This is a genomic window from Klebsiella sp. K47, assembly GCF_051858335.1.
In the GTDB taxonomy this organism is placed as follows: domain Bacteria; phylum Pseudomonadota; class Gammaproteobacteria; order Enterobacterales; family Enterobacteriaceae; genus Klebsiella; species Klebsiella pneumoniae.
Map to the genome: position 1 here is coordinate 103,553 of NZ_JBPYUI010000009.1, position 22,397 is coordinate 125,949.

At 56.5% G+C, this 22,397-nt stretch carries 21 protein-coding genes; 9 read left to right on the forward strand and 12 right to left on the reverse strand.

Annotation, left to right across the window (positions count from 1 at the left end; all coding sequences use genetic code 11):
* Positions 1-11: 11 nt before the first annotated feature.
* The 4 genes from RRF55_RS11010 to RRF55_RS11025 form a co-directional block, all read right to left on the reverse strand.
* Complete coding sequence (locus tag RRF55_RS11010) at positions 12-1,355, reverse strand: carbohydrate porin (RefSeq protein ID WP_439419124.1); 1,344 nt, start codon at positions 1,353-1,355, stop codon at positions 12-14.
* Between the two features lie 121 nt (positions 1,356-1,476).
* Positions 1,477-2,910 carry a glycoside hydrolase family 32 protein gene (locus tag RRF55_RS11015; RefSeq protein WP_026005853.1) on the reverse strand — a complete coding sequence of 478 codons (1,434 nt, stop codon included), beginning with the start codon at positions 2,908-2,910 and terminating at the stop codon, positions 1,477-1,479.
* A gap of 19 nt (positions 2,911-2,929) precedes the next feature.
* Positions 2,930-4,171, reverse strand: coding sequence for an MFS transporter (locus tag RRF55_RS11020; RefSeq protein WP_002916000.1), 1,242 nt, complete (start codon positions 4,169-4,171; stop codon positions 2,930-2,932).
* Positions 4,172-4,183: 12 nt separating this feature from the next.
* A complete protein-coding gene (locus RRF55_RS11025) occupies positions 4,184-4,318 on the reverse strand; it encodes a hypothetical protein (protein ID WP_004143987.1) in 135 nt (44 codons plus the stop codon).
* A 94-nt stretch (positions 4,319-4,412) separates the two neighbouring features.
* Here RRF55_RS11025 and RRF55_RS11030 point away from each other — a divergent pair, with 94 nt between their 5' ends.
* Complete coding sequence (locus RRF55_RS11030; RefSeq protein ID WP_004149647.1) at positions 4,413-5,408, forward strand: LacI family DNA-binding transcriptional regulator; 996 nt, start codon at positions 4,413-4,415, stop codon at positions 5,406-5,408.
* On the opposite strand, the gene araE is transcribed toward RRF55_RS11030, so the two are convergent.
* On the reverse strand, positions 5,405-6,826 hold the full coding sequence (araE, locus tag RRF55_RS11035) for an arabinose-proton symporter AraE (RefSeq protein ID WP_002916001.1): 1,422 nt from the start codon (positions 6,824-6,826) through the stop codon (positions 5,405-5,407). The genes RRF55_RS11030 and araE overlap by 4 nt on opposite strands.
* Before the next feature lie 295 nt (positions 6,827-7,121).
* Positions 7,122-7,883 carry a 2-dehydro-3-deoxy-D-gluconate 5-dehydrogenase KduD gene (gene kduD / locus RRF55_RS11040; RefSeq protein WP_002916003.1) on the reverse strand — a complete coding sequence of 254 codons (762 nt, stop codon included), beginning with the start codon at positions 7,881-7,883 and terminating at the stop codon, positions 7,122-7,124.
* Between the two features lie 210 nt (positions 7,884-8,093).
* Between kduD and RRF55_RS11045 the strand changes: the two genes are divergently transcribed.
* Together RRF55_RS11045 and RRF55_RS11050 are read left to right on the forward strand one after the other, a co-directional pair.
* Positions 8,094-8,225 carry a hypothetical protein gene (locus RRF55_RS11045; protein ID WP_004154563.1) on the forward strand — a complete coding sequence of 44 codons (132 nt, stop codon included), beginning with the start codon at positions 8,094-8,096 and terminating at the stop codon, positions 8,223-8,225.
* A gap of 143 nt (positions 8,226-8,368) precedes the next feature.
* Entirely contained in the window at positions 8,369-9,544 is a 1,176-nt protein-coding gene (locus RRF55_RS11050) for an oligogalacturonate lyase family protein (protein ID WP_002916048.1), read from the forward strand.
* A gap of 135 nt (positions 9,545-9,679) precedes the next feature.
* Here the strand turns inward: RRF55_RS11050 and ompK26 are convergent, their stop codons facing one another.
* From ompK26 to RRF55_RS11065, 3 genes are all read right to left on the reverse strand, one after another.
* Entirely contained in the window at positions 9,680-10,375 is a 696-nt protein-coding gene (ompK26, locus tag RRF55_RS11055) for a KdgM family porin OmpK26 (protein ID WP_002916050.1), read from the reverse strand.
* Positions 10,376-10,623: 248 nt separating this feature from the next.
* Positions 10,624-11,802, reverse strand: a complete 1,179-nt coding sequence (locus RRF55_RS11060; protein ID WP_002916052.1) for an acetyl-CoA C-acetyltransferase — start codon at positions 11,800-11,802, stop codon at positions 10,624-10,626.
* Positions 11,803-11,920: 118 nt separating this feature from the next.
* The gene (locus tag RRF55_RS11065; RefSeq protein WP_002916055.1) at positions 11,921-12,790 is read right to left on the reverse strand and encodes a LysR family transcriptional regulator; all 870 of its coding nucleotides are present in this window, start codon (positions 12,788-12,790) and stop codon (positions 11,921-11,923) included.
* Positions 12,791-12,892: 102 nt separating this feature from the next.
* Between RRF55_RS11065 and RRF55_RS11070 the strand changes: the two genes are divergently transcribed.
* The 6 genes from RRF55_RS11070 to mrkJ all read left to right on the forward strand — a co-directional run bounded on the left by RRF55_RS11070 (position 12,893) and on the right by mrkJ (position 18,241).
* The gene (locus RRF55_RS11070; protein WP_002916056.1) at positions 12,893-13,354 is read left to right on the forward strand and encodes a multidrug/biocide efflux PACE transporter; all 462 of its coding nucleotides are present in this window, start codon (positions 12,893-12,895) and stop codon (positions 13,352-13,354) included.
* 123 nt (positions 13,355-13,477) lie between these two features.
* Positions 13,478-14,707 carry an amino acid permease gene (locus tag RRF55_RS11075; protein ID WP_002916058.1) on the forward strand — a complete coding sequence of 410 codons (1,230 nt, stop codon included), beginning with the start codon at positions 13,478-13,480 and terminating at the stop codon, positions 14,705-14,707.
* Between the two features lie 118 nt (positions 14,708-14,825).
* On the forward strand, positions 14,826-15,704 hold the full coding sequence (locus RRF55_RS11080) for an aldo/keto reductase family oxidoreductase (RefSeq protein ID WP_002916061.1): 879 nt from the start codon (positions 14,826-14,828) through the stop codon (positions 15,702-15,704).
* Positions 15,705-16,086: 382 nt separating this feature from the next.
* The gene (mrkH, locus tag RRF55_RS11085; RefSeq protein ID WP_004152886.1) at positions 16,087-16,791 is read left to right on the forward strand and encodes a transcriptional activator MrkH; all 705 of its coding nucleotides are present in this window, start codon (positions 16,087-16,089) and stop codon (positions 16,789-16,791) included.
* A gap of 5 nt (positions 16,792-16,796) precedes the next feature.
* Complete coding sequence (gene mrkI, locus RRF55_RS11090) at positions 16,797-17,381, forward strand: transcriptional regulator MrkI (RefSeq protein ID WP_004149657.1); 585 nt, start codon at positions 16,797-16,799, stop codon at positions 17,379-17,381.
* 143 nt (positions 17,382-17,524) lie between these two features.
* On the forward strand, positions 17,525-18,241 hold the full coding sequence (gene mrkJ, locus RRF55_RS11095; protein WP_023287971.1) for a cyclic-di-GMP phosphodiesterase MrkJ: 717 nt from the start codon (positions 17,525-17,527) through the stop codon (positions 18,239-18,241).
* 34 nt (positions 18,242-18,275) lie between these two features.
* Here the strand turns inward: mrkJ and mrkF are convergent, their stop codons facing one another.
* From mrkF to mrkC, 3 genes are read right to left on the reverse strand one after another with little or no spacing between them, the layout of a single operon-like run.
* Entirely contained in the window at positions 18,276-18,911 is a 636-nt protein-coding gene (gene mrkF / locus RRF55_RS11100) for a type 3 fimbria minor subunit MrkF (RefSeq protein ID WP_023287972.1), read from the reverse strand.
* A gap of 13 nt (positions 18,912-18,924) precedes the next feature.
* The gene (mrkD, locus tag RRF55_RS11105; RefSeq protein WP_002916123.1) at positions 18,925-19,920 is read right to left on the reverse strand and encodes a type 3 fimbria adhesin subunit MrkD; all 996 of its coding nucleotides are present in this window, start codon (positions 19,918-19,920) and stop codon (positions 18,925-18,927) included.
* On the reverse strand, positions 19,911-22,397 hold the full coding sequence (gene mrkC / locus RRF55_RS11110; RefSeq protein WP_000813718.1) for a type 3 fimbria usher protein MrkC: 2,487 nt from the start codon (positions 22,395-22,397) through the stop codon (positions 19,911-19,913). Before mrkC ends, mrkD begins: the two co-directional genes overlap by 10 nt.

The window sequence follows — 22,397 nt, forward strand, 5'->3', positions numbered from 1 at the left end:
TGAGTATCCTGTCAGAAGAAATATTTGAAGCGCACCCGGGCGCCGTAGCGGTCATCGGGATTCCCGCTCTTCGCTGCCGTGGAATCGAGCCACGAGGCATAGGCGCCAAGGTAAATATTGAAGTTCGGCATCGCCATGATATTCGGCAACTGCCAGGAGGTGTGCAGGGTATGGATGTCATAGCGCCCCGGCGCCAGGATAGCGCAATCGCCATCGCATTCGCTGGTCACCCCGGCCATATTGAACTGGTCGATTTTATTGTGCGCATAGATATAGCCCAGCTCCACGCGATGCCAAAGGGCGTTGATCCCGGCGCTGAAGTCGGTTTCGTCCGCCGCGTCCAGCAGGGCGGTACTCAGATTAACCACCGCCCCATCCTGCGGATCGCTTTTCAGGGTGTTCCAGCTCATGGTCAGCCCGTAGCCGGTGCGGTTTGACTGGTCGACCCAGCGTCCGCTCTGGCTCTGATAGCCGTAAGCATTGTTGACGAGATTGCTCTCTATCGCCGCGGCCGCCGACCAGGCGCCGGACTGCCACGCCGCCACCGGCCGCACGTACACCACATTTTTGCGGTTTTCCAGCGCGTTACCATGATAGTTCTGATCGACAAACAGCGAACTGCCGTCCTCCACCAGGGTGTTAACTTCGAAATACCAGTTATCCACCGTTTTGCTAAACAGAAGGTTACCGCCGCTGCTGCTGCGCCCGCGCCCCTCTTTCATCATGTAAATATAGCCATAGCCATCGGAATAGAGATCGTTGGCGGTATTACCTGAATATTCAATAAAGGTATCCTGATTCAGCGGGAACATATCCCAGGCTTCAAAGCGGCCTATTTTTATTTTCCAGTCATCCTGCTGGCCGAAGAAAAATACCGCATCATCAAGATTCATTTTGCCATCCGTATCCGCCAGAGGCTGCACGCTGAATCCGGCATATTGCCCGTCGGCGCCATTCCGTCTGCCATCGAAACCCAGCAGAATACGACCGTTAATATCCCAGCGCTCTTTATCGCCGGGCGCCCAGCTTTTATTCGCGCTGGTTTTGACCGACGTCAGACTGCCGGTGCGACTGGCGCCATCGAGGTTAAATTCGACGTCGCCATAAAATTTTAATTCGCCATTGTCATTTAGCTGCAAACGCGGCGAAGCAGGCGCCGCGCGGGCGACCGTCGCGGCCTGCTGCTGGCCTTTCAGCGTCTTAATTTCCGCCTCTGCGCTGGCGGCGCGCGCCTCCGTCGCCTTTAGCCGCTGCTCCATTTGCGCCAGTCGCTCCTCCAGCGATAACGGCGCCTGCGCCATAACGGATGGCAGATACAGAGACGTCAGAAAACACCCGACCCAGATTTTATTCATCGGTAAACCCTTTTATTATGGAATGAACTGAATTTTTTATTAATGGGTAACGCACGACGATGCAGGCAATAATAACCCGCCCATCGTCAAAGACGGGTTATTAACGACAACAGCCTTATTATTATTCGAGCTGCCAGGCGCCGGCTTCGGTTAATGCCGCCGAGCCGCTCCAGGCAAATAACGCTAATTCACGGCGGGGAGCCTGCGGATAGATACGGCTGCTCAGGCAGGCTTCGCCGTCATTGACAAAAACCTCCACCGAAGAGCTATCGAAAAATATTCGCAGGTTGAGATCCGCCCCGGCGGTCAACGGCACGCTGCGCGTCCCGCACAGGCCATACTGCGGATAATGCCGCTCCAGCACCAGACGCTGCTGTTGGGCATCCACGTAGATGCGCAGGCCATCGCCAAAGCGCAGACCATACTGCTCGGCGCTGCTGCGGGCGCAGTCCCAGCGCAGATTCACCTCCATCGCCTCGCAGTTGTCGACCATCGTCGTCTGCTGGTTGTTCAGGGTGCTGACCGGCCACGGGAACCAGGCGCCGCGCAGGCTCTCCACTTCTTTCGCCGGGCGCATCTGCAGGCGGTCATCCGCGCTCAGGCTCAGCTCGCGCGGCAGGGAGAGCATGCCCGCCCAGCCGTCCTGCTGCTCCGGCAGCGGCGATTCCCACATATCCAGCCAGCCAATCACGATCCGCCGGCCATCGGGGGTGGCGAAGCTTTGCGGGGCATAGAAATCGTGGCCGTTATCCATCTCCCGGAATTCGCCATGGCGAATAAAACGCTGGCCTGGCTGCCACTCGCCGATCAGATAGCCGCTCTGGAACAGATTACGGTTGCTGAACCCCGCGGCCTGCATCCCCTGTGGGGAAAACATCAGAACGCGTTTGCCGTTGAGGGTGAAGAAGTCCGGGCACTCCCACATATAGCCCATGGTGCTTTCCGCTTCATCCAGCACCCCCGCGTCCTGCCACTGGCGCAGATCGGCTGAACGGTACAGCCGCACCTGGCCGGTATCGCCTTCGCGCGCGCCGACGATCATGTACCAGCTATCTCCCTCACGCCAGACCTTCGGGTCACGGAAGTGGTGCATACCCGGCGGGGTGTCGACCACCATCCCCTGGCGCTCAAAGTGGATCCCGTCGCGGCTGGTGGCCAGACACTGCACCTGATACAGATTGGCTTCGTCGCCAGGATCGCCGTGGAACTTATGCCCGGTGTAAATCAGCGCCAGGGTATCGCCATCGACCACCGCCGAGCCGGAGAAGCAGCCGTCTTTATCCTCCGGGCCCTCCGGCGCCAGGGCTACCGGCAAATGCTCCCAGTGCACCAGATCCTTACTGCGCGCGTGCCCCCAGTGCATCGGCCCCCACTGGGTGGAGTACGGGTGATGTTGATAAAAGGCATGGTACCAGCCGTCGAACCACACCAGACCGTTTGGGTCGTTGATCCACCCGGCGCGGGCCGCCAGGTGATAGTGCGGATACCAGCGCAGATTCAGCGCCTGGCGTTGTGTCTGGAGTACCTGTTCAGCCCGGGAGATTGTGTAAGTCATCATTTTCACTCTTTTTGATTCAGATAGCGGTAGGTTGCGACACCAGCGGATCGGCGGAGGATTTGCCGGAGCGCAACAAGAAGATGGAAATAAAGGTGGTGCAGAACACCAGCAGGCCCATGATCAGGTAGGACTGGGCGAAGCCATATTTTTCATAGCTGTAGCCCGCCAGCGGCGACAATACGCTGGCGATAATCGAGCTGGTGCAGGCGAAGCCCACCAGATAGAGGGTGGAGGAGAGACGTTTATCGAAGTTGAGGCTGTTGTACTTAAAGATAGCCACCAGCAGTATCGGCAACTCCACCGCGTGCAGCAGTTTGGTGATGGAGATCAGCAGCGGCCCCTCCACCAGACCGGAGGCCACCATGCGCATCGCCATCACCATGCCGGCGAAAATCAGACCGTTTTTGGCGCCGATGCGGTTCACCAGCCACGGCGCGCAGAACATGCCGGCCGCCTCGAGGAACACCTGGAAGGAGTTGAGGTAGCCATACATCTCATTGCCTTCCTGCAGGGTCGCGAACTGCGATGAGAAATAGACCGGGAACTGCTGGTCATAGACGCCGTAAATGCAGGTGCCGATGACGAAGAAGACCAGCGCCCAAAAGCGCGGCAGCGTCAGCAGGCGCAGCGCATCTTCGAGGGTCACCTTACCGCCCGATACCGCCTCCTGCATCGCATGCGGCGCCGAGGAGACCCGCAGCCGCGCCAACAGGATAAAGAACACCAGCCCGGAACAGCTGGCGACGAGGAAGTTTAGCTGCGGATTGATGTTAAACAGCAGGCCGGCGAAGAAGGTGGCCACCGCCCAACCCAGCGAGCCCCACATCCGCGCCCTGCCGAATTCAAACTGGCTCTGACGCGCCACCCTCTCGGTGTAAGATTCCAGCACGCCGATGCCGCCGTTAAAGGTCAAACCGATATAGATCCCGCCAAAGATGCTGCCCAACAGGACGTTGATTTTCAGCAGGTGGCCGAACAGCAGATACGCCGGACCAGAGAGGATCAGCAGCGCGGTGATATACCAGAGCAGATGTTTGCGCAGCCCCAGCTTGTCCTGGATAAATCCATAGCAAACTTGCGCAAACAGCGCGGAAACCGACAGTACGGCATAGATAATACCGGTATCGCCTGCCTTCAGCCCAACCTCCTGGTGAAGCCAGATAGAGAGCAAGGAGCCGGATGACGACCAGGTCACAAAAAAGAAAAACAGTAAGGCACTGAGCAACGGGTAGCTGTGTGAGTGAGGCGCTTTCATCATGACATTCTCGTGTTAGAGGAATGCAATTATGGTAACGTTAACAAAAAACAAAACGCAGGTGGATTCGCTGCGATATATGATGTTAATCACAAAAGTTAACGTTAACATAATGAAGATGCGATCGCGATCAAAAATCAACCGCAACATAGCTCACGACGGCGATAGCAGAAAATCGTTTCACTCTTTTACATCAGCGACTTAGTTGTATAGCCTGTACTCTGCGGCAATGGCGGAGGAAAAAATGGCGTCCCTGAAAGATGTAGCAAAACTGGCGAATGTATCTCTGATGACCGTCTCACGGGCGCTGAACACCCCGGAGCGGCTGAAGCCCGAGACACTGGCCCGCGTGCAGGCCGCCATCGCCGAGACCAACTACGTCCCCGACCTGTCGGCGAAGAAGATCCGCGGGGCGCGCGCCACCCCCAGCACCATCGGCGTGCTGGCGCTGGATACCGTGACCACGCCCTTTTCGGTGGAAATCACCTTATCGATCGAAGAGACGGCCCGCGCCCACGGCTGGAACAGCTTTGTGGTCAATATGTTTTCTGACGATCGTCCGGAAGCGGTGGTCGACCTGCTCCTCTCCCACCGTCCGGACGGCATTATCTTTACCACCATGGGCCTGCGCCAGGTACCGCTGCCGGAAAAACTGCTGACTCTGCCCTGCGTGCTGGCCAACTGCGAAAGCCTCAGCCAGCCGGTGGCCAGCTATATCCCGGACGATGAACAGGGGCAGTACGACGCGGTGAAAGCCCTGCTTGCCGCTGGCTATCGTCGTCCGCTGTGCCTGCACTTACCCGCCAGCCAGCCGGCGACGATCCGCCGCCGCCGGGGGCTGGAGCGCGCCTGCCGGGAGGCCGGTATCGAACCGGACCATCTGAGCCATTCGTATATGGGCCAGGGCGATGAGCATTACCACGATATCCCGGCGGTGGTGCTGGCGCATATCCGCGAGGGTAAACCTGGCTTTGACTCAGTGATCTGCGGCAACGATCGCATCGCGTTTATGGTCTATCAGACGCTGCTGGGCCAGGGGTTACGCATTCCACAGGACGTGGCGGTAGTGGGATACGACAACATGGTGGGCATTGGCGATCTGTTTCTACCGCCGCTCTCCACAGTGCAACTGCCGCATTATGACATCGGGCGCCTGAGCGCCCTGCATATCATTCACGGCGACAACCATCGGGAGACGCGCAAAGTCGCCAGCCCGTGGTTGCCGCGCGCCTCACATTAACGATTACCGATGTTACGCAGCTTCTCGCCCGCCATCAGGTTGCGCTCAATGTGCTCGAGGGTGACATTCTTGGTTTCCGGGATCAGCCAGAAGGTGATGCCGATAAAGGCCACGTTGAGCGCCGTGTAGAGCCAGAAGGTGCCGGCGGCGCCAATCGCGTCAAGCAGCGTCAGGAAAGTGGCGCCGATGATCATGTTCGACACCCAGTTGGTGGTGGTCGAGCAGGTGATACCGAAGTCGCGGCATTTTAGCGGCTGGATCTCGGAGCAGAGGATCCACACTACCGGCGCCGCGCTCATCGCATACCCGGCAATACACATCATGGTCATGCCGACGGAGAGCCAGGAGAGGCCGCTGGATGCGGTGCCATTGTCGAACTGCATCAGGCAGTAGCCCAGCACCAGAGTGCCCAGCGCCATCACGCTAAAGCCGATTTTCAGCGCTGGCTTGCGGCCCGCTTTATCCACTGTGAACACCGCAATAAAGGTGGCAAACATAAAGGTCAGGCCCACCACCAGGGTGGCGATCATCTGCTGTTCAGTAGTGGTAAAGCCCGCCATTTTAAAGATACGCGGCGCATAGTACATGATGATGTTCATGCCGGTGAACTGCTGCATCGCCTGCAGCAGCATGCCCAGGAACACCGCCCGGCGCACGTTACGATTGACCTTAAACAACGCCCAACCGCCCTGCTTCAGCTTGAGGCTCTCACGGATCTCGTTAAGCTCGTCGCGCGCCTTTTCCGAGGTATCGCGCAGCATCCGCAGCACTTCTTCCGCTTCGATATGGCGTCCCTTCTCCGCCAGCCAGCGCGGGCTGTTCGGCAAAAAGACGACCAGAATGATCAGGATCACCGCCGGCAGCGCCAGCACGCCCAGCATGGCGCGCCAGTTACCGCTGTAGCTAAAGGCGGTATCGGAAAGAAACGCCAGCACAATGCCAAGGGTGACCATCAGCTGATACATACTGATCATTTTCCCGCGCACGTTCTCGCTGGCCATCTCGGAGAGGTACAGCGGCGCGGTATAAGAGGCAATCCCGACTGCCACGCCCAACACCACGCGGGCCACCAGCAGCACCTCCACGCTGGCGGCAAAAGCGGATCCGATAGAGCCGGCCACAAAGAGTACGGCCCCCGCCATCAGGCTGTATTTACGACCAAGGCGGAACGACAGCCAGCCGTTAAACAGCGCGCCTATCGCCGCCCCCAACATCATGCTGCTAACCACCCACTCCTGAAGCTGGCTGGATAAGGTGAAATGGTCGGTTATAAAGGGCAACGCTCCGGATATCACGCCGATATCCAGGCCAAAGAGCAAGCCCGCCACCGCCGCGGCGATGGAAACAAACCAGTTCATCCGCCGGGTATCACGTTGCGTCCGCGGCGATAATGTAGAGTCGTTACTGATTGAAGTCATTTTTTTCCTGCCACACAGAGTAAGACATAAGACGAAAGTACGTGACTGGTGGATGAATGGGTCAGGCAGGATAAGCCAAAGATATGGACTATATTGCTGGCAGGATGGGTTTTGTGATGGACATTAAACTTTCAAAGTAACAAAAAATGCGTTTCCAATAGTTAATAACCCTGTTTATACAGAGCGGTAACATTATACCTGTGTTCAGGAGTATGGACGATCCGCACTTTTGCGTATGGACAATAATTGCTCAGAAGGCCGGAGCGATACCACAGACCCCGGCCATCGCGGACGGTTAGCGCGCCAGCCAGCCGCCGTCCACCGCCACCGTGTAGCCATTGATGTAATCGGAGGCTGAGGAGGCAAGGAACACGACTGGCCCCATCAGATCGGCCGGTAGCCCCCAGCGCCCGGCGGGAATGCGATCGAGGATTTCGCTGCTACGCTGCTCGTCGGCGCGCAGCTGCTGGGTGTTGTTGGTCGCCATATACCCCGGGGCGATGGCGTTGACGTTGATGTTGTGTTTGGCCCACTCGTTGGCCAGCAGGCGGGTGACGCCCATCACCGCGCTTTTGGATGCGGTATACGACGGCACGCGGATCCCCCCCTGGAACGACAGCATGGAGGCGATGTTAATGATCTTCCCGCCGCTGCCCTGGGCGATAAAGTGTTTCGCCGCCGCCTGGGACATAAAAAATACGCTCTTGATGTTGAGGTTCATCACGTCGTCCCAGTCTTTTTCGCTGAACGCCAGCGCGTCCTCGCGGCGAATCAGGCCGGCATTGTTGACCAGAATATCAATATGGCCGAACTCCGCCACCGCCCGCTCCAGAAGCTGAGGAATACCGTCGATCTGGCGCAGGTCGGCGGTCAGGCTAAGAAAACGGCGTCCCAGCGCGGTTACTCGCTCGATAGTCTCCACCGGTTCGACGATATTGATACCGACAATATCGCAGCCCGCTTCCGCCAGCCCGAGGGCCATCCCCTGACCTAAACCGGTATCGCATCCGCTCACGACGGCCACTTTTCCCTGCAGGGAGAATGCATCAAGAATCATATTATGTTCCTTAGTCGTTCAGAGCCTGCTGTTTGCAGGCAAGGTTCTCTCGGCCCGGTCCGCGCCGGCGGCGCGACTGAGCGTGGGGCGAACTCTCGGGCATAGCCCACCATAATGAAAATAAAACAGAGTTCCGTTTTGCTGATGGGTGCCATCTTAGCCCCGCCCCCAGCCATTTTCAATATTATTTAAAACGATGTTTCATTTTTTATGATGATGATTACAAAAAAAGAAAAAGCGAAGGAGCCTCCCGGCACGCGCCAGGCCGGAAAAGGTTTTGAAAAGATGAAGATTCAACCGATTGTCTGCAGAGGTGCCGAAGCGAAGCCAGCAGCCCGCTGAAAACGCGGGAATTACGCTGAACTGCGTGAGCCATCACAAATAATGAAACAATGTTTTGATAAATTAATACCCGTCTTTTAAAACATATCACTCAGCGACACGCCTCTGGTCCAGCGGCATCGCAGGAAAGAAAGGAGCACTACATGGCTAAAGGCATGCGGGTCAAACTGAATTATCACGTCAGCCACGATCCGGATACCGGGGCGGAAGTCACCCGCTTAACCCCCCCGGAGGTCACCTGTCATCGCAACTACTTCTATCAGAAGTGCTTTTTTAACGATGGCAGCCATTTACTGTTCGCCGGCGAGTTTGACGGCCACTGGAACTACTATCTGCTGAATATCGCCAGCGCCGAGGCCGTCCAGCTAACCGAAGGCGCCGGGGATAACACCTTCGGCGGCTTCCTCTCCCCGGACGATAAGTCGCTTTATTACGTGAAAAATGACCGTATCCTGCTGGAAGTCAACCTGACCACCCTCGCCGAGCGCGAAGTTTATCGCGTTAGCGATGACTGGGTAGGGTATGGCACCTGGGTGGCAAACAGCGATTGCAGCAAACTGGTGGGCATTGAGATTGCCAAAAGCGACTGGACGCCACTCAACGACTGGCAGATTTTCCATGATTTCTTCCATAAAGGACCGCACTGCCGCCTGCTGCGCGTCGACCTGCGCAGCGGTGAGAGCCAGGTGATCCATGAGGAAAAAATCTGGCTGGGACACCCGATCTATCGTCCCTTCGACGACCATACCGTCGCCTTCTGCCATGAAGGGCCGCACGATCTGGTGGACGCCCGCATGTGGCTGGTCAACGAGGATGGCAGCCATGTTCGCAAAGTCAAAGCGCATGCTCCAGGCGAAAGCTGTACTCATGAATTTTGGGTGCCGGACGGTTCGGCGCTGATCTACGTCTCCTATCTGAAAGGCCAGCAGGGACGGACGATCTATCGCTTTGATCCCGAAAGCGGCGTCAACGAGGCCCTGATGACGATGCCGGCCTGCTCGCATCTGATGAGCAATTTCGATGGCACGCTGCTGGTAGGCGATGGCTCAGGTACACCGGTGGATGTCAAGGATACCGGCGGCTACTCCATTGATAACGATCCCTGGCTGTATGTCTTTAACGTGGCGGAAAAGCGCTACTTCCGCGTCGCGCGCCATGATACCTCGTGGGCGACGGTGGCCAACAGCCGCCAGGTAACGCACCCGCACCCCTCATTTACCCCGGACGATAGCGCCATTCTGTTCAGCTCCGATAAAGACGGTAAACCGGCCATCTATATCGCGAAATTACCCGCGCACCCGTCAATGCTGAGCGCCTGATCCACGCCACACTTCTTTCTGTAACTGGCCTTGCCCTCCTTCATGGAGGGCTTTTTTTGTCCCTTCTCTTTCCCCCATAAAAAAACCCCGGCTGACGGCGCCGGGGAAAACAAACGATGAGGGATGAATGGTCGGTCAGAACGAGTAAGCCACCCCAACGCGGAAGCGGGTCTGGCGATCGCTGCGGTCATTGACCCCGACGTTGCCAATTTCGCCATACGGCGACCAGTTATTATCCAGCTTATAGGCCACCTTCACGTTATATTCCTGCGAGTAGGGTTTATTGTCGTTGCGGCTGACCCCTTCCGAGCTGCGGGCATAGACATAGTTCAGCTCTGTACGCCAGTCGCCGAGGACAAATCCGGCCCACGCGTCGCCGCGGTTAACTTTGTCATCATCTTTGCCGGCGTTGTTCGGATAGCGGGTGTATTCATAGCGATAGCGAGCGGCGACATAGAAGCCGTTGTCGAAGCTGTACTGCGCGTGCAGGTGCGGCTTGTAGATGGAGCGGCTGTCGTTGCTCTCAATGGTAAACCCGGGGGTGAGGAAAAAGTTCGACGTTGCTTTCCAGCGCCAGCTGATGGTGTCTTCATGACCATTGCCCACCACGTCCGAATAGGGTTGCGAACCGTTGTCGCCACCCGAACGCCATTTGGCCTCGACGGTAAAGCCTAAGCCGTTGGCAAAGCGGTGAGAAACGGAGACGCGGTCAGCATTACTTTTATCACTCTTTCCGCCATCAATAAATTCATGACGTAAATCTATCGTTACCGCGGTTGCCGCAAAAGACATACCGCAGAGGGCGGCGAGAACCAGAGATCGTTTTAACATAGGGTACCCTTACAATAAATAAAATGACATTTCGTTTTTATGAAACATCATTTTATTTTTTAGACACCATAGTTTTAGTGACCAGGATCGTAGTTATTTGTTTCAAAAAAGGTGGCACAACAAGACGTGACGAAGCTCAATAATTTCGCCGGGGAGAGTGAAAGAGGGAGGGGAAAAATAAGGGTTCGGCAAAGCACGGCGCATAAAAAAGGCCTCCCGCAGGAGGCCATGGAAATCGAGGTATAGCGCTATGCGCGTTCTACCGCCAGCGCCACGCCCTGACCGCCGCCAATGCACAGCGTCGCCAGACCTTTGCGGGCATCGCGCTTGATCATTTCATGCACCAGCGACACCAGAATCCGGCAGCCGGAGGCGCCGATGGGGTGGCCGAGGGCGATCGCGCCGCCGTTGACGTTGACCCGGCGCTCATCCCACTCCAGTACCCGGCCAACCGAGATCGCCTGAGCGGCAAAGGCCTCATTGGCTTCGATCAGATCGACGTCGTCCAGCCGCCAGCCGGCCCGCTCCAGACAGCGACGGGTGGCATGCACCGGGGCAATGCCCATCAGCGCCGGATCGACGCCGACGCTGGCGAAGGCGCGGATCCGCGCAAGGATCGGCAGCCCCAGCTCCAGCGCTTTAGCCTCGCTCATCATCATTACCGCCGCCGCGCCGTCATTGATGCTTGAGGCGTTGCCGGCGGTTACCGATCCAAGGCGATCGAAGGTGGGCTGCAGGCTGGCCAGCCCTTCCGCGCTGGCATCCACCCGCGGTTGTTCATCGGTATCCACGGTGCGCGCCGCGCCGTTATGCTCGGTGACAACCGGGACGATCTCATCGCGAAAGCGACCGGAATCAATCGCCTTGCGCGCCTTATGCTGTGAGCTGAGCGCCCAGGCGTCCTGCAGCTCGCGACTGATGCCAAATTCCCGGGCCAGGTTTTCCGCCGTGACGCCCATATGATAATCGTTGAAAGCATCCCACAGCCCATCATGCACCAGACTGTCAATCAGCTGGCTGTTGCCCAGCTGGGCGCCGGTGCGGCTGTCGGTAAGCACATGCGGAGCGCGGCTCATATTCTCCTGGCCGCCAGCGATCACCACGTCCGCTTCCCCGCACTGGATCGCCTGGGTAGCGAGGTGCAGAGCCTTCAGGCCGGAACCGCAGACATCGTTAATGGTGATAGCCGATACGGTGTTAGGCAGCCCACCGCGAATAGCGGACTGACGCGCCGGATTTTGTCCGGTCCCCGCGGTCAGCACCTGGCCGAGGATCACCTCATCCACGCTGTGCGGATCGATTCCCGTTTTCTCCACCAGCGCCTTCACCACCACGCTCCCCAGCTCGACGGCTGAATGGCGCGATAATGCGCCCTGAAAGCAGCCAATCGGCGTTCGCAGCGCGCCGACGATCACGACATCCTTCATCCTCTACCCCTGCCCATGCATTTGCGCAAAGAAACAGCGATATACTAGATAATTGTTATCAAAAAACTTTGTAATTGTTTAAAAAAAGTGAAGCCAATCACAAAGAAATAGCTATTCGTTAACGTTCACGCCGCTGCAGATGCTGACGCAGCCAGCTGCCGGCCGCTCCCGGCGGCGCTTTCTTATTCCACAGCAGATCGACTGAAATTGCCCGCGGCCAGCCGGGGATATCGAGCGCCACCAGCCCGCCCTGCGGCGCAAACTCCGCCACCAGCGCGCTGGGCAGAATGCACCAGCCGAACCCCTGCGCCGCCATGCTGAGCAGCAGCAGGTAGTTTGGCGCCGACCAGACCTGGCCTGCGGCAGGTTCGGTGGCGCTGGCCAGAAAGGTGCTCAAACGCAGCTCGCGCCAGCTGCGCAGCTCATCCCAGGCGACCTTACCCTGCGCCGCCAGCGGATGGCCAGGGGCTACATAAATGCCCATCGCCGTCTGCAGCGGCAGGCGGGTGCTGCCGATATCGGTGGGGTAGCGCTCCCTCGCCTCAATCAGCCCCACCTGGGCGCGGGATTTTTGCAGGAGATCGATCACATCCTCGTCTTCGCCAATCAAACACTCAAACTCGGTATGAGGAAAGCGGCGGTCAAACTGCACCAGCAGATCTTCCAGCACGTCCGGGTGCAGAGTATCGGAGAGCACGAAGGTCAGCCGCGGCTCCGTCTCGCCGGACAGCGACACAGCCAGTTCGTCCAGCCGCTCGCTGGCGGCAAGAATCGCTTTGACATAGCTCAGCACCTGCTCCCCCTGCGGGGTCAGCGTCGGTTGCCGCGTTGCCCTGTCAAAGAGGATTACGCCGAGATCGGCCTCCAGATTGGCGATGGCGGTACTGATCGTCGACTGACTTTTCCGCAGGCGGCGGGCGGCGGCGGAGAACGATCCGCTGTCGACCGCCTCGACAAAGGCGGTTAAGGCTTCCGGTGAATAACGCATGATGTATCTACAATATCGATGGTTCCTATCTTTTGTTTATCATATTTTTCCATAAACTGCCGGGTAATTTCCTGTTCAGGCTAAAACTGGAGGTAGCTCGCCATGCAACAGACCCCACATCAGCGCAAGACGCTCACCGAACGCGTTATCCACGCCATCACCTTCGAAGGACTGGCGACGCTGATCCTCGCCCCTACCGCCGCCTGGCTGATGCAGCGCTCGGTAGTGGAGATGGGCGGACTGAGCATTCTGCTCGCCACCCTGGCGATGGTATGGAACATTATCTATAACGCGGCGTTCGATCGCCTGTGGCCGGTCTCCCGCTTCCCCCGCCAGCTGAAAGTACGCGCCCTGCACGCGCTCGGTTTCGAAACCGGATTCGTCATCATTGGCGTCACCATGGTGGCGATCGTGCTGGGCGTCTCGCTGCTGCAGGCGTTTATGCTGGAGATCGGTTTTATGCTTTTCTTCCTGCCCTACACCATGGCCTTTAACTGGGTATGGGACACCCTGCGCGAGCGCGTTATTCGTCACCGCCGCCCGCGCCAGACGGCGCGCGGTTAATCCCGGCGCGGATCTTCGACGATCCGCCGCGACTTTATCACCAAAAACTATCGCAACAGACGAACCATAAATATGGTAAATTGCACTCCTTTTTTTTGGTTTGACGGTTGATAAAGTCGCATAATGTCTAAAATTTGGTCTAAAGAAGAAACTCTATGGAGTTTTGCCTTATATGGCACTGCAGTAGGCGCTGGGACGCTATTTCTACCGATCCAGCTGGGTTCGGCTGGCGCCATTGTGCTGTTCATCACCGCGCTGGTCGCCTGGCCGCTCACTTACTGGCCCCACAAAGCGCTGAGCCAGTTTATTCTCTCGGCCAATATCGCGCCGGGAACCGGGATCACCGGCGCAGTTAATCACTACTATGGTAAGAAAATTGGCAACCTGATCACCGGCCTCTATTTCCTTGCCTTCTTTGTGGTGGTGCTCATCTACGCCGTGGCCATCACCAACTCGCTGGCCGAACAGGTGGCGCATCGCACGCCGATGACCCCAGGGCTGCGTGCGCTGCTGAGTCTGGGGGTCGTGCTGGTCCTCAACCTGATCTTTCTCATGGGACGGCAGGTCACCATCAAGGTGATGGGCTTTCTGGTCTTCCCGCTTATCGCCTGTTTCCTGTTTCTCTCCCTCTATTTAATCCGCGACTGGCATCCGGAGCATCTCACCAGCCAGATGCAGTTCAGCCCGCAGACGCTCCACCAGGTCTGGATCTCTATTCCCGTGATGGTTTTCGCTTTTAGCCATACGCCGATCATCTCGACTTTTGCTATCGATCAGCAGGAGAAACACGGCGACCTGGCCATGGGTAAATGCAAAAAAATCATGAAGGTGGCCTACACCATCATCTGCGCCAGCGTGCTGTTTTTTGTCTTCAGTTGTCTGCTGGCGATCCCGGCAACCTATATAGAGACCGCCCGCGATCAGGGGGTGACTATCCTCTCCGCCCTGTCGATGGTGCCAGGCGCGCCGGGATGGCTGGCGGTGACCGGCATCATCGTCGCCGTCGTCGCTATGTCGAAATCGTTTCTCGGAACCTACTTCGGAGTGATTGAGGGCGCCAGCGAAATCGTCAAAAGCTCGCTGGGCCTGCTGGGCGTGCGTAAGAGCCGCGCTTTCAACCGCGCGATGTCGATCCTGCTGGTCTCCGCCTTCACTTTTGCGGTGTGCTTTATCAACCCGAATGCGATCTCAATGATCTACGCTATCAGCGGACCGCTTATCGCCATGATCCTGTTTATTATGCCCACGCTGTCGACATGGCTCATTCCGGCGCTGAAGCCGTACCGCTCGGTGGGTAACGCCATTACGCTGGTGGTTGGCCTGCTCTGCGTGTCGGTGATGTTCTTCGGCTAATCCCCTCTGGCGACAGCGGCTGCCTGAGCTGCTGTCGCACATTCTGACAATATTCTCCCCCTTGCCTTCCTTGTGAGCGGATTACACTTACGGCTTAGCCACCGTGAGGAGAGTTCTTATGTCCAGTGTCACCTTATCCGGTCGCGGCACGCTCGGCGATCGCCAGGTCTATCGCTTAGGTTACGGCGCGATGCAGCTGGCCGGCCCCGGTGTTTTCGGCCCGCCCAAAGATCCTGAAGAAGCGGTGCGCGTACTACAGGCCGCCGTCGAGGCCGGGATAAACCATATCGATACCTCTGATTTCTACGGTCCACATGTCACCAATCAGTTGATCCGCAAAGCGCTCCACCCCTACCCTGACGATCTGTGCATTGTCACCAAGGTCAGCGCCCGCCGTGACGAGAAAGGCAACTGGCTACCGGCCATGTCGCCCGCCGAACTGACCCAGGCCGTTGAAGACAATTTGCGTCACCTGGGGCTTGAGGTACTGGAAGTGGTTAATCTGCGCAGTATGCTGAGCCCGCACGGCCCGGTGGAGGGTTCGCTGGAGGCGCCACTCGCCACCCTGCTGGAACTGAAAGAGCGAGGATTAATCCGCCATATCGGCCTCAGCAACGTGACGGCAAAGCAGGTCGCGGATGCGCAGAAAATGACGCCCATCGTCTGCGTGCAAAATCTTTATAACGTTGCCCATCGCGCCGACGACGCGCTGGTGGATGCGCTGGCCGCCCAGCACATCGCCTGGGTGCCCTTTTTCCCGCTGGGCGGTTTTACGCCGTTGCAGGCGCAGGAGTTGAACGAGGTCGCGGCTTCGCTTGAGGCGACGCCGATGCAGGTCGCCCTCGCCTGGCTGCTCCAGCGAGCGCCAAATATTCTGCTGATCCCCGGCACCTCCTCCCGCACGCACCTCGCGGAAAATATTGCCGCTGCCGAGCTGGTCCTGCCCGCGGAAGCGCTGCGCACCCTCGATAATATCGCCACCGCCGCGCGCCGCTGACCTGCCAGACAAAATGGAGGGAACCCTATCCCTCCTCAATATTTGCCTGGAAAAACCTCACCGCTACTGGCACTATAGATCCTACAAATGGGGCGTGATCGACGATCGTTCTCTCATTATCCCCGTTAATTAAACTTAAGTTTTTATCCTTCGACCGGTCTCCAGCTTGGAGGCCGTTGTCGTTTTTGTCATGACCAAAATTCGAAACTCTTGATTACAGGAAATACAATATCAAATTCCAAGTTTATACATATCAATCTGGCTGCAAAGATAGTCAATAACATCAAACGCTCATAAAAACATCTGATTAACCCAATCAGAATGTTGCTATTGCTATAAGAAAAATCAAACGCCTCACGACAACTATTTACAAGGGATGCATATGACAGAGGGAACGATAAAGACCAGTAAGTATGAAATTATTGCTATTTTCAGAGAGGAGTTGCGCAAACGTACTGAAATTGAAATATTTTTTAACAACACCAGTATCATAACCCAACTGACGCGCGTGGACTTTGCCGAGTTTCATATTCAGACCCATCGCAAAATCCCGTCCGGGCATAAAATTCGCTTTCTCCTGCATAGCGATTCAGGGAAAATAGAGTTTAATGCGGCCCTGACAAAACATGACAATAGCGGTGTCGATAAAGGTATCCGCTACGCTTTTTCATTGCCTGAATGCCTGCAGGTAGTGCAGCGTCGCCGCGATCCCCGCTTTCGTTTACGCCATGAGCATGACTTTTATTGCCGCGGCCGCCATAAAAACGGCGAAAACTATCTTTTCGATATCAAAGACATTTCAGATGGCGGTTGCGCATTGATGACCAAAACGCCGAATCTTAAATTCCTCAGCCACAACGCCTTACTGAAAAACGCCGTACTGATGCTTGCAGAATATGGCGAGATCACCATCGACCTGGTGGTCAAAAATGTCATTGTTATCACCCTGGATAACGCTAATGAAGAGAGTGAGAGCTACTATCAGATATCCTGCCAGTTTAAGTTCCGCCATCTCGATGACCAGCGCAGAATAGAGAAGATACTGCTGGACCTTATCTTAGAAGCCAAGCGCAAAAAGAGAATCTGACAACCTTGGACAGTATATTGCTGTACACCAATGACAATCTCATTGGTCACTCAATCTATCACTACCTTATTGATAGCCATGAAAATGCCACCCGACTGAGTTATGCCGATGTCATCCATGAGAAACATCTGCCACTGGCCCAGACGATTATTTTCAATTTAATTAATAAGGATATTTCTGCCATCAGAATCGTCGATCTGCTGAATGCGCTCCGCCTTTCCCTGCTGCGCTGCCAGCAGCCGGTGCTAATGGTGAAAAGCGACATTGTCGGGCTGTGCAGAGAGTTGATAAACTTTGACAACGCTATGATTATTAGCGAGAAATCTCCGCTAACTCTTTTTTCATCTATCGTCCAGCGCGCCAAAGGCGTCAGCGAACTGCCGCCGCGAGGATTGCGCAAACAGCTTTCACCACGGGAGTGTCAGATCCTCGAACTGCTCATTGCCAACAATAATAATAAGCGTATTGCCGCCCTGCTCGGCATTGCTCATAAAACGGTTCATAGCCACCGCATCCATATCATGCAAAAACTGGGTATTGATAATTCCCGCACTATGAATCAGCGTATTGCCGCTCTCCATCAATGCTAAATGTTCTCCCGGTAAATCAGTAGCGGATAAAGCGTACTTATTCGCTGTTGATTTACATTTCCCGCCATTCCCATTAATCATCAGGTAGCCTATAATTAATGTATCCTCTGCCTATTGTCTGACTAACCTCGTGAAGAGGGATAATGAACACTAAAATATTCGAAGACAACATTTTATCTCGTAATGATATCGCTGTACGCTACGTCTTTCAGAAAATGTTTTCCCCACAAGGTACTCTGGTCGCGGTGGAATGCTTAAGCCGCTTTGATAATCTTTCTATTTCCCCCGAAGATTTTTTCCGCCATGCTACCGCCGCCGTTCGTGAACGTATTTTTCTCGAACAACTGGCACTGATTGAAAAGCATAAAGCCTGGTTTTTACGTAACCATATTTCCGCAACAATTAACGTTGATGACCATATCCTGAACCTGTTGCGCCAGAAGGATATAAAAGCCAAAATCGCCGCCATGACCTGCGTCCATTTCGAGGTAACCGAAAACGCCGAGAATCTGCTGCATAATTCTCTTGCCGCCTGGCAGAGCCCACAGGATACCTCACTGTGGCTCGACGACTTCGGCTCCGGCTACGCGGGAATTAACGCTATTCGCGGTTATCACTTTGACTATGTGAAAATTGATAAGGATTTTTTCTGGCACCTGATGCGCAAAGAGTCCGGCCGCCAGTTGATGGATGCGCTGGTGACCTTTTTATCGCGCAACCATCATAATGTGATTATTGAAGGTGTCGAAAGCGAAGCCCATAAAGAATGGCTGCAGGGAATGGAGTGGTTTGCTATCCAGGGACATTACTGGCGGGAAGTCAGTATTGAACAACTGGTCGCCGATGATATTGCCATGTAAACAAAGCCGGGAATTCCCGGCTTTTTAACGTCACTTAATTATAAACTAATTCCCACGTTGCCCAGCTGGTAATCGGCCCGCTGGTGGCGCTTTTCGGCGTTGGCGAAACATAGCCAACGTAATAGGTGAACAGGCCGCCGCTGACCGCGCTTTCCTGCAAACGCACCTGATTTTGCTGCGGGTCCGCCGGGACAATTTTATTACTCTTATCCAGCGTATTATTATCGTTAGTCGATAGGGCTAGATAAATATTCTGCGCTCCATCCGGCAAGGTATTGGCCAGATACCCGGCGTTTTCGTTACCGACCGCCGTCAGTAAAAAACCATCGACCCAGCGCACGCTGACCCGACGCACCTCATCCTGCGAGGCTGCTTCACCATCATGGCGCAGCTGGCAGTTTGACAGTGCCAGGGTAAACGGCTGCGGTTTCATAAACGCCCCGGCCCCGCGATCGTGGACTTCCGCCAGGCTGACCGGCGCCAGCCAGACATTACCGCTGCCGGCATGCTGGCCGCCGTTTAGCGCGACGCTACAGGAAATATCCGTCACCCGCCCGGCAAAATCGACCCGTCCGCGATCGTAATTGGTCTCAAAACCCCACGCCGAGGGGGCGGCGAGGCTGCCGCAAAATAGCAGCCACGCGATAGTGTTTTTCGGCAATCCCTTCATTCCCCCTCCCGTATTAATCGTACGTCAGGTTAAAGATCATATGCGACTCCACCTCGCCGGTGCTGGTCGTCGGGCCATACTGATAAAAACGCGCGTGTAGCGGTATGGTGATGTAGCGGGTCTCCTGATTATTCAAGCGGCCGACGGTGTATTTCTTATTAAACTGCAGCGGGGAGCCATCCTTCAGCACCTGGATGCCAATGCCTTTCGCCATCCCGCTGCCGGCTTTTTCATTCAGCAAGGCGCCCATGGTAGCGGTAGTGCTGGTGGCCAGGGTACCGGAGAACGAGGTGCTAATGTTGGCATATCCCGTTTCACTCAGGCCGCCGCTGCACTGCAGGTCGATATTAAAATCCTTCCCGCCGGCGGTGGTGCCGACCCCTTTCAGGTCGGTGCGCCGGATGGAACCCACATCGACATTCATATTTTTCCCGCTCAGCACCGAACAGGAGGGCGAGACCACGGTGATGGCGTTGGCGCTCAGATAGGTTTCGAGGATCGGGTTACCGCCGCTCTCCCAGTCGTAGGAGGTGTACTTACCCGCCGCCAGGGTGCCGCTGCCGGTGGTTGCCGCGGTTTTGATAATCTGCAGCGTAAAGCGCGACCCTTCGAGGGAATAGTTGGTGGTGTTATATACCCGGGACGAAAAGACATCGGGATAGACGATATTTACCGTTGCGCCGCCGCGGCTGAAACGCATGCCGATTCCCGGCACGTTGGTGGAGTAGATTTTATTTCCAAGGTCCGTGGCCCCTGGCGACACGATCTTCGCCGCAAAGCGGTTGGTGCCGGAAGTACAGCGATAGCTTGCCCCGCCGGGAGCGCTCATCGTCCAGTCGCGGGTAAGGATCACCGAGCCCACCGGCAGATCCGGGGGCACCACCACCCTGCCCACCACCATGTCCAGCATCACCGTTGGCGATGAGAGACGCGTACAGGAGGCCCAGGACGAGGTGGTTCCCAGCGCCATTAAGACGATAAAAAGCGTTAGTAATTTCCTCAGCGACATACGCTATCCTTTGTTGTTTGCTGTCCCAGATCCACCGAACACTGCCCGCCGCTCCACTTCACAATCGCGCGTTTGGCGTTCGCATCGCTGATAAACATCATGCTGCCCTGGCCGACAACGCCGATCTCCTTGCCGTCGGGGGAGAAAATACTTGCCGCAAACGGCAACGGCTCGTGGTTCGCCTGGCGCGCCTGCAGGGTGAGGTTGTTCTGCACCTTAGTGCCGAACGCGACCTTAACCACGCTGCCTTCCCACGGCACAACCTGCGCCACGGTGCGATCGAAGGCCACGTCGTCATGGCTGCCTTTCGGGTCGATTTCCACGGCGTTAATCCGGTACGGGCGCAGATACGGCAGGATGGCGTAACCATTGCTGTCCACACGGGTGCCCGGCGATCCCGGAAGCATCGCCCCGGCCGCGTCTTTGGCTTCAATCAGGGCCATCGTCGAGCCGCTTTCCGGTGAGAGCACCACGCCGCCGCTGTGGGCGATCATCGTCCCGCTGGCGCCAATGCCGCTCTGACGATAGCCTTCGCCCTGGCTGTAGCTGCCGTTGAGGGTGGTCCATGGCGTACGGTAGCTGCCGTTGAGCGCCACATCATGCTGACCGCCGGTGGCGGTGGTGGTCGACACGCCGTAGTTAAGGTTGTTTTCACTGTCCAGCGAACCGTTGATACCAATCTGCGAGCTGGCAAAGCGCGAGTTATTGAACGAGGTGTTCGACGTCAGGTTGGCGGTGCGGTTATCGCCAAACCACAGCGGGTAGCTGAAGTTGAGTGAAATACGATCGTCGCGGCGATGACCGGAGCTGTCTGGCGTATAGACGCGCTGCGCGCTCGCCGACCAGGAGAGACGACCAAATGAATTGTTGTAGCTGACCTGATACTGCTTCTCGGTCCCGGAGCGGTTCCAGTAATCGGAGATACGGCCGCTGAGATAAAACCCGCCCCAGCCGTCCGGCAGGTTCTGGTTCACCGTGAAGGTCATGCCGTTTTTTTGCCGCCACAGGGTGTAGTTGCTGCGACTATTTTTTTCCTGATCGACGGCGTACAGCGCGTCGTTGAGGTTGTAATAACCTTTCGTCGAGTAGCGATACGCCGCCAACACGATGCTGGTCTGGGTATCGGTAAACATGCGGTTAAAGGTCGCGCGATAGCTCTGACCCGAGTCATCATGGGCATCGCTCTTCAACCGCGAATGGGTGACGTCAAAAGAGAGCGCGCCGATGCCGGTGTTCATCCCGGTCCCCACCAGGAAGGCCTGATAGTCGTCAAAACCGGTGACCCCGGTGTAGCCGGTCAACAGATTGTTGATCCCGTGCTGCCAGGTCGCCTGATAGAGCATCGGCTTGTTGCGCAGCGCGCTGTCGTCCACTTTACCGGCGGAGAGCGCGTAGCGGGTCATTCCCGGACGCAGCAGCTGGGCGACGGAAGCGTAAGGCACGCTAAACACTTCTACCGAGCCATCCGCTTCTTTCACCGAGACCTCAAGATCGCTGCCATAGCCGGAAGGATAGACATCCTGCAGGGTAAATGGTCCGGGCGGAACGGTGGTCTGATAGATAATATTGCTGCCCTGGCGCACGGTGACGAGGGCGTTGCTCTGCGCCACGCCGCGAATTTCCGGAGCATACGAGCGCATGCCGTCCGGGAACATATTGTCATCGGTGGAAAGATTAACCCCGCGCAGACCGATGGTGTCGAAAAATTCACCATTGGTGAAAATCTGCCCGCCGCTGACGATGGAGTTGAGCTGTGGGATAGGGCGCTGGAGATAGGTCTGGTTGCTGTTCCAGTGCGCTTTACCCTGCTGCTGCTGCCAGTTCAGGTTGCCGATGTGCTTCAGCAGCCAGCCGTCCCACGACAGTCCGGCGTTGACGCCCAGATAGGCGCTGCTGTTATCCGACCCGCCTACCGAAGAGGTATGGCTGTTCCAGGCGTTCGCCATCCAGCCAAGATTGAGCGCGGTAATACCTTTGTCCCAGAACTCCGGGCTGACATAGTTTTTCAGGCGTTGATCTTCATAGATCTGCGGTACCGAAATGTTCAACCGCAGGGAGGACTGGACCAGGTTGTCTTTGACGTTTTCTTCGTTGCGCCAGGATTTGAGGCTACCGCAGTAGCCCTCCTGCTCGCTCAGCTGCGGATTGAGCTTTTCCGCCGCGATGCCATATTGGGCCAGCATCGCTTTGGTGTAGCAGACGCCCAGCCGACCATCTTTATCGCGCGCGATGCGTAAATCGTAGCGCCCTTTCCACTCGTCGTTGGTGTAGACGTCAAGGGAGTAAGTGCCTTCGGTAATCGCGCTGGTCGAAAAGCGCGACAGATCGACCTTTTCGCGACTGCCGACAATAAAGCCGTCGTTAAACTGATATACCGTTCCCGGGTTTTCCTGTCCGCTGGAAAATGGCGGAAAGCAGCACAGCGCGATGGCGATCGCGGTGCTTAATCTTCCCGGGCAGAATGACCTCTGCTTCAT

Excerpts from the sequence above, each read along its gene's own strand:
- RRF55_RS11010 (WP_439419124.1), bottom strand. The coding sequence starts at position 1,355 with ATGAATAAAATCTGGGTCGGGTGTTTTCTGACGTCTCTGTATCTGCCA.
- RRF55_RS11015 (WP_026005853.1), bottom strand. The coding sequence starts at position 2,910 with ATGACTTACACAATCTCCCGGGCTGAACAGGTACTCCAGACACAACGC.
- RRF55_RS11020 (WP_002916000.1), bottom strand. The coding sequence starts at position 4,171 with ATGATGAAAGCGCCTCACTCACACAGCTACCCGTTGCTCAGTGCCTTA.
- RRF55_RS11025 (WP_004143987.1), bottom strand. The coding sequence starts at position 4,318 with ATGTTGCGGTTGATTTTTGATCGCGATCGCATCTTCATTATGTTAACG.
- RRF55_RS11030 (WP_004149647.1), top strand. The coding sequence starts at position 4,413 with ATGGCGTCCCTGAAAGATGTAGCAAAACTGGCGAATGTATCTCTGATG.
- araE (WP_002916001.1), bottom strand. The coding sequence starts at position 6,826 with ATGACTTCAATCAGTAACGACTCTACATTATCGCCGCGGACGCAACGT.
- kduD (WP_002916003.1), bottom strand. The coding sequence starts at position 7,883 with ATGATTCTTGATGCATTCTCCCTGCAGGGAAAAGTGGCCGTCGTGAGC.
- RRF55_RS11045 (WP_004154563.1), top strand. The coding sequence starts at position 8,094 with ATGATGATGATTACAAAAAAAGAAAAAGCGAAGGAGCCTCCCGGCACG.
- RRF55_RS11050 (WP_002916048.1), top strand. The coding sequence starts at position 8,369 with ATGGCTAAAGGCATGCGGGTCAAACTGAATTATCACGTCAGCCACGAT.
- ompK26 (WP_002916050.1), bottom strand. The coding sequence starts at position 10,375 with ATGTTAAAACGATCTCTGGTTCTCGCCGCCCTCTGCGGTATGTCTTTT.
- RRF55_RS11060 (WP_002916052.1), bottom strand. The coding sequence starts at position 11,802 with ATGAAGGATGTCGTGATCGTCGGCGCGCTGCGAACGCCGATTGGCTGC.
- RRF55_RS11065 (WP_002916055.1), bottom strand. The coding sequence starts at position 12,790 with ATGCGTTATTCACCGGAAGCCTTAACCGCCTTTGTCGAGGCGGTCGAC.
- RRF55_RS11070 (WP_002916056.1), top strand. The coding sequence starts at position 12,893 with ATGCAACAGACCCCACATCAGCGCAAGACGCTCACCGAACGCGTTATC.
- RRF55_RS11075 (WP_002916058.1), top strand. The coding sequence starts at position 13,478 with ATGTCTAAAATTTGGTCTAAAGAAGAAACTCTATGGAGTTTTGCCTTA.
- RRF55_RS11080 (WP_002916061.1), top strand. The coding sequence starts at position 14,826 with ATGTCCAGTGTCACCTTATCCGGTCGCGGCACGCTCGGCGATCGCCAG.
- mrkH (WP_004152886.1), top strand. The coding sequence starts at position 16,087 with ATGACAGAGGGAACGATAAAGACCAGTAAGTATGAAATTATTGCTATT.
- mrkJ (WP_023287971.1), top strand. The coding sequence starts at position 17,525 with ATGAACACTAAAATATTCGAAGACAACATTTTATCTCGTAATGATATC.
- mrkF (WP_023287972.1), bottom strand. The coding sequence starts at position 18,911 with ATGAAGGGATTGCCGAAAAACACTATCGCGTGGCTGCTATTTTGCGGC.
- mrkD (WP_002916123.1), bottom strand. The coding sequence starts at position 19,920 with ATGTCGCTGAGGAAATTACTAACGCTTTTTATCGTCTTAATGGCGCTG.
- mrkC (WP_000813718.1), bottom strand. The coding sequence starts at position 22,397 with ATGAAGCAGAGGTCATTCTGCCCGGGAAGATTAAGCACCGCGATCGCC.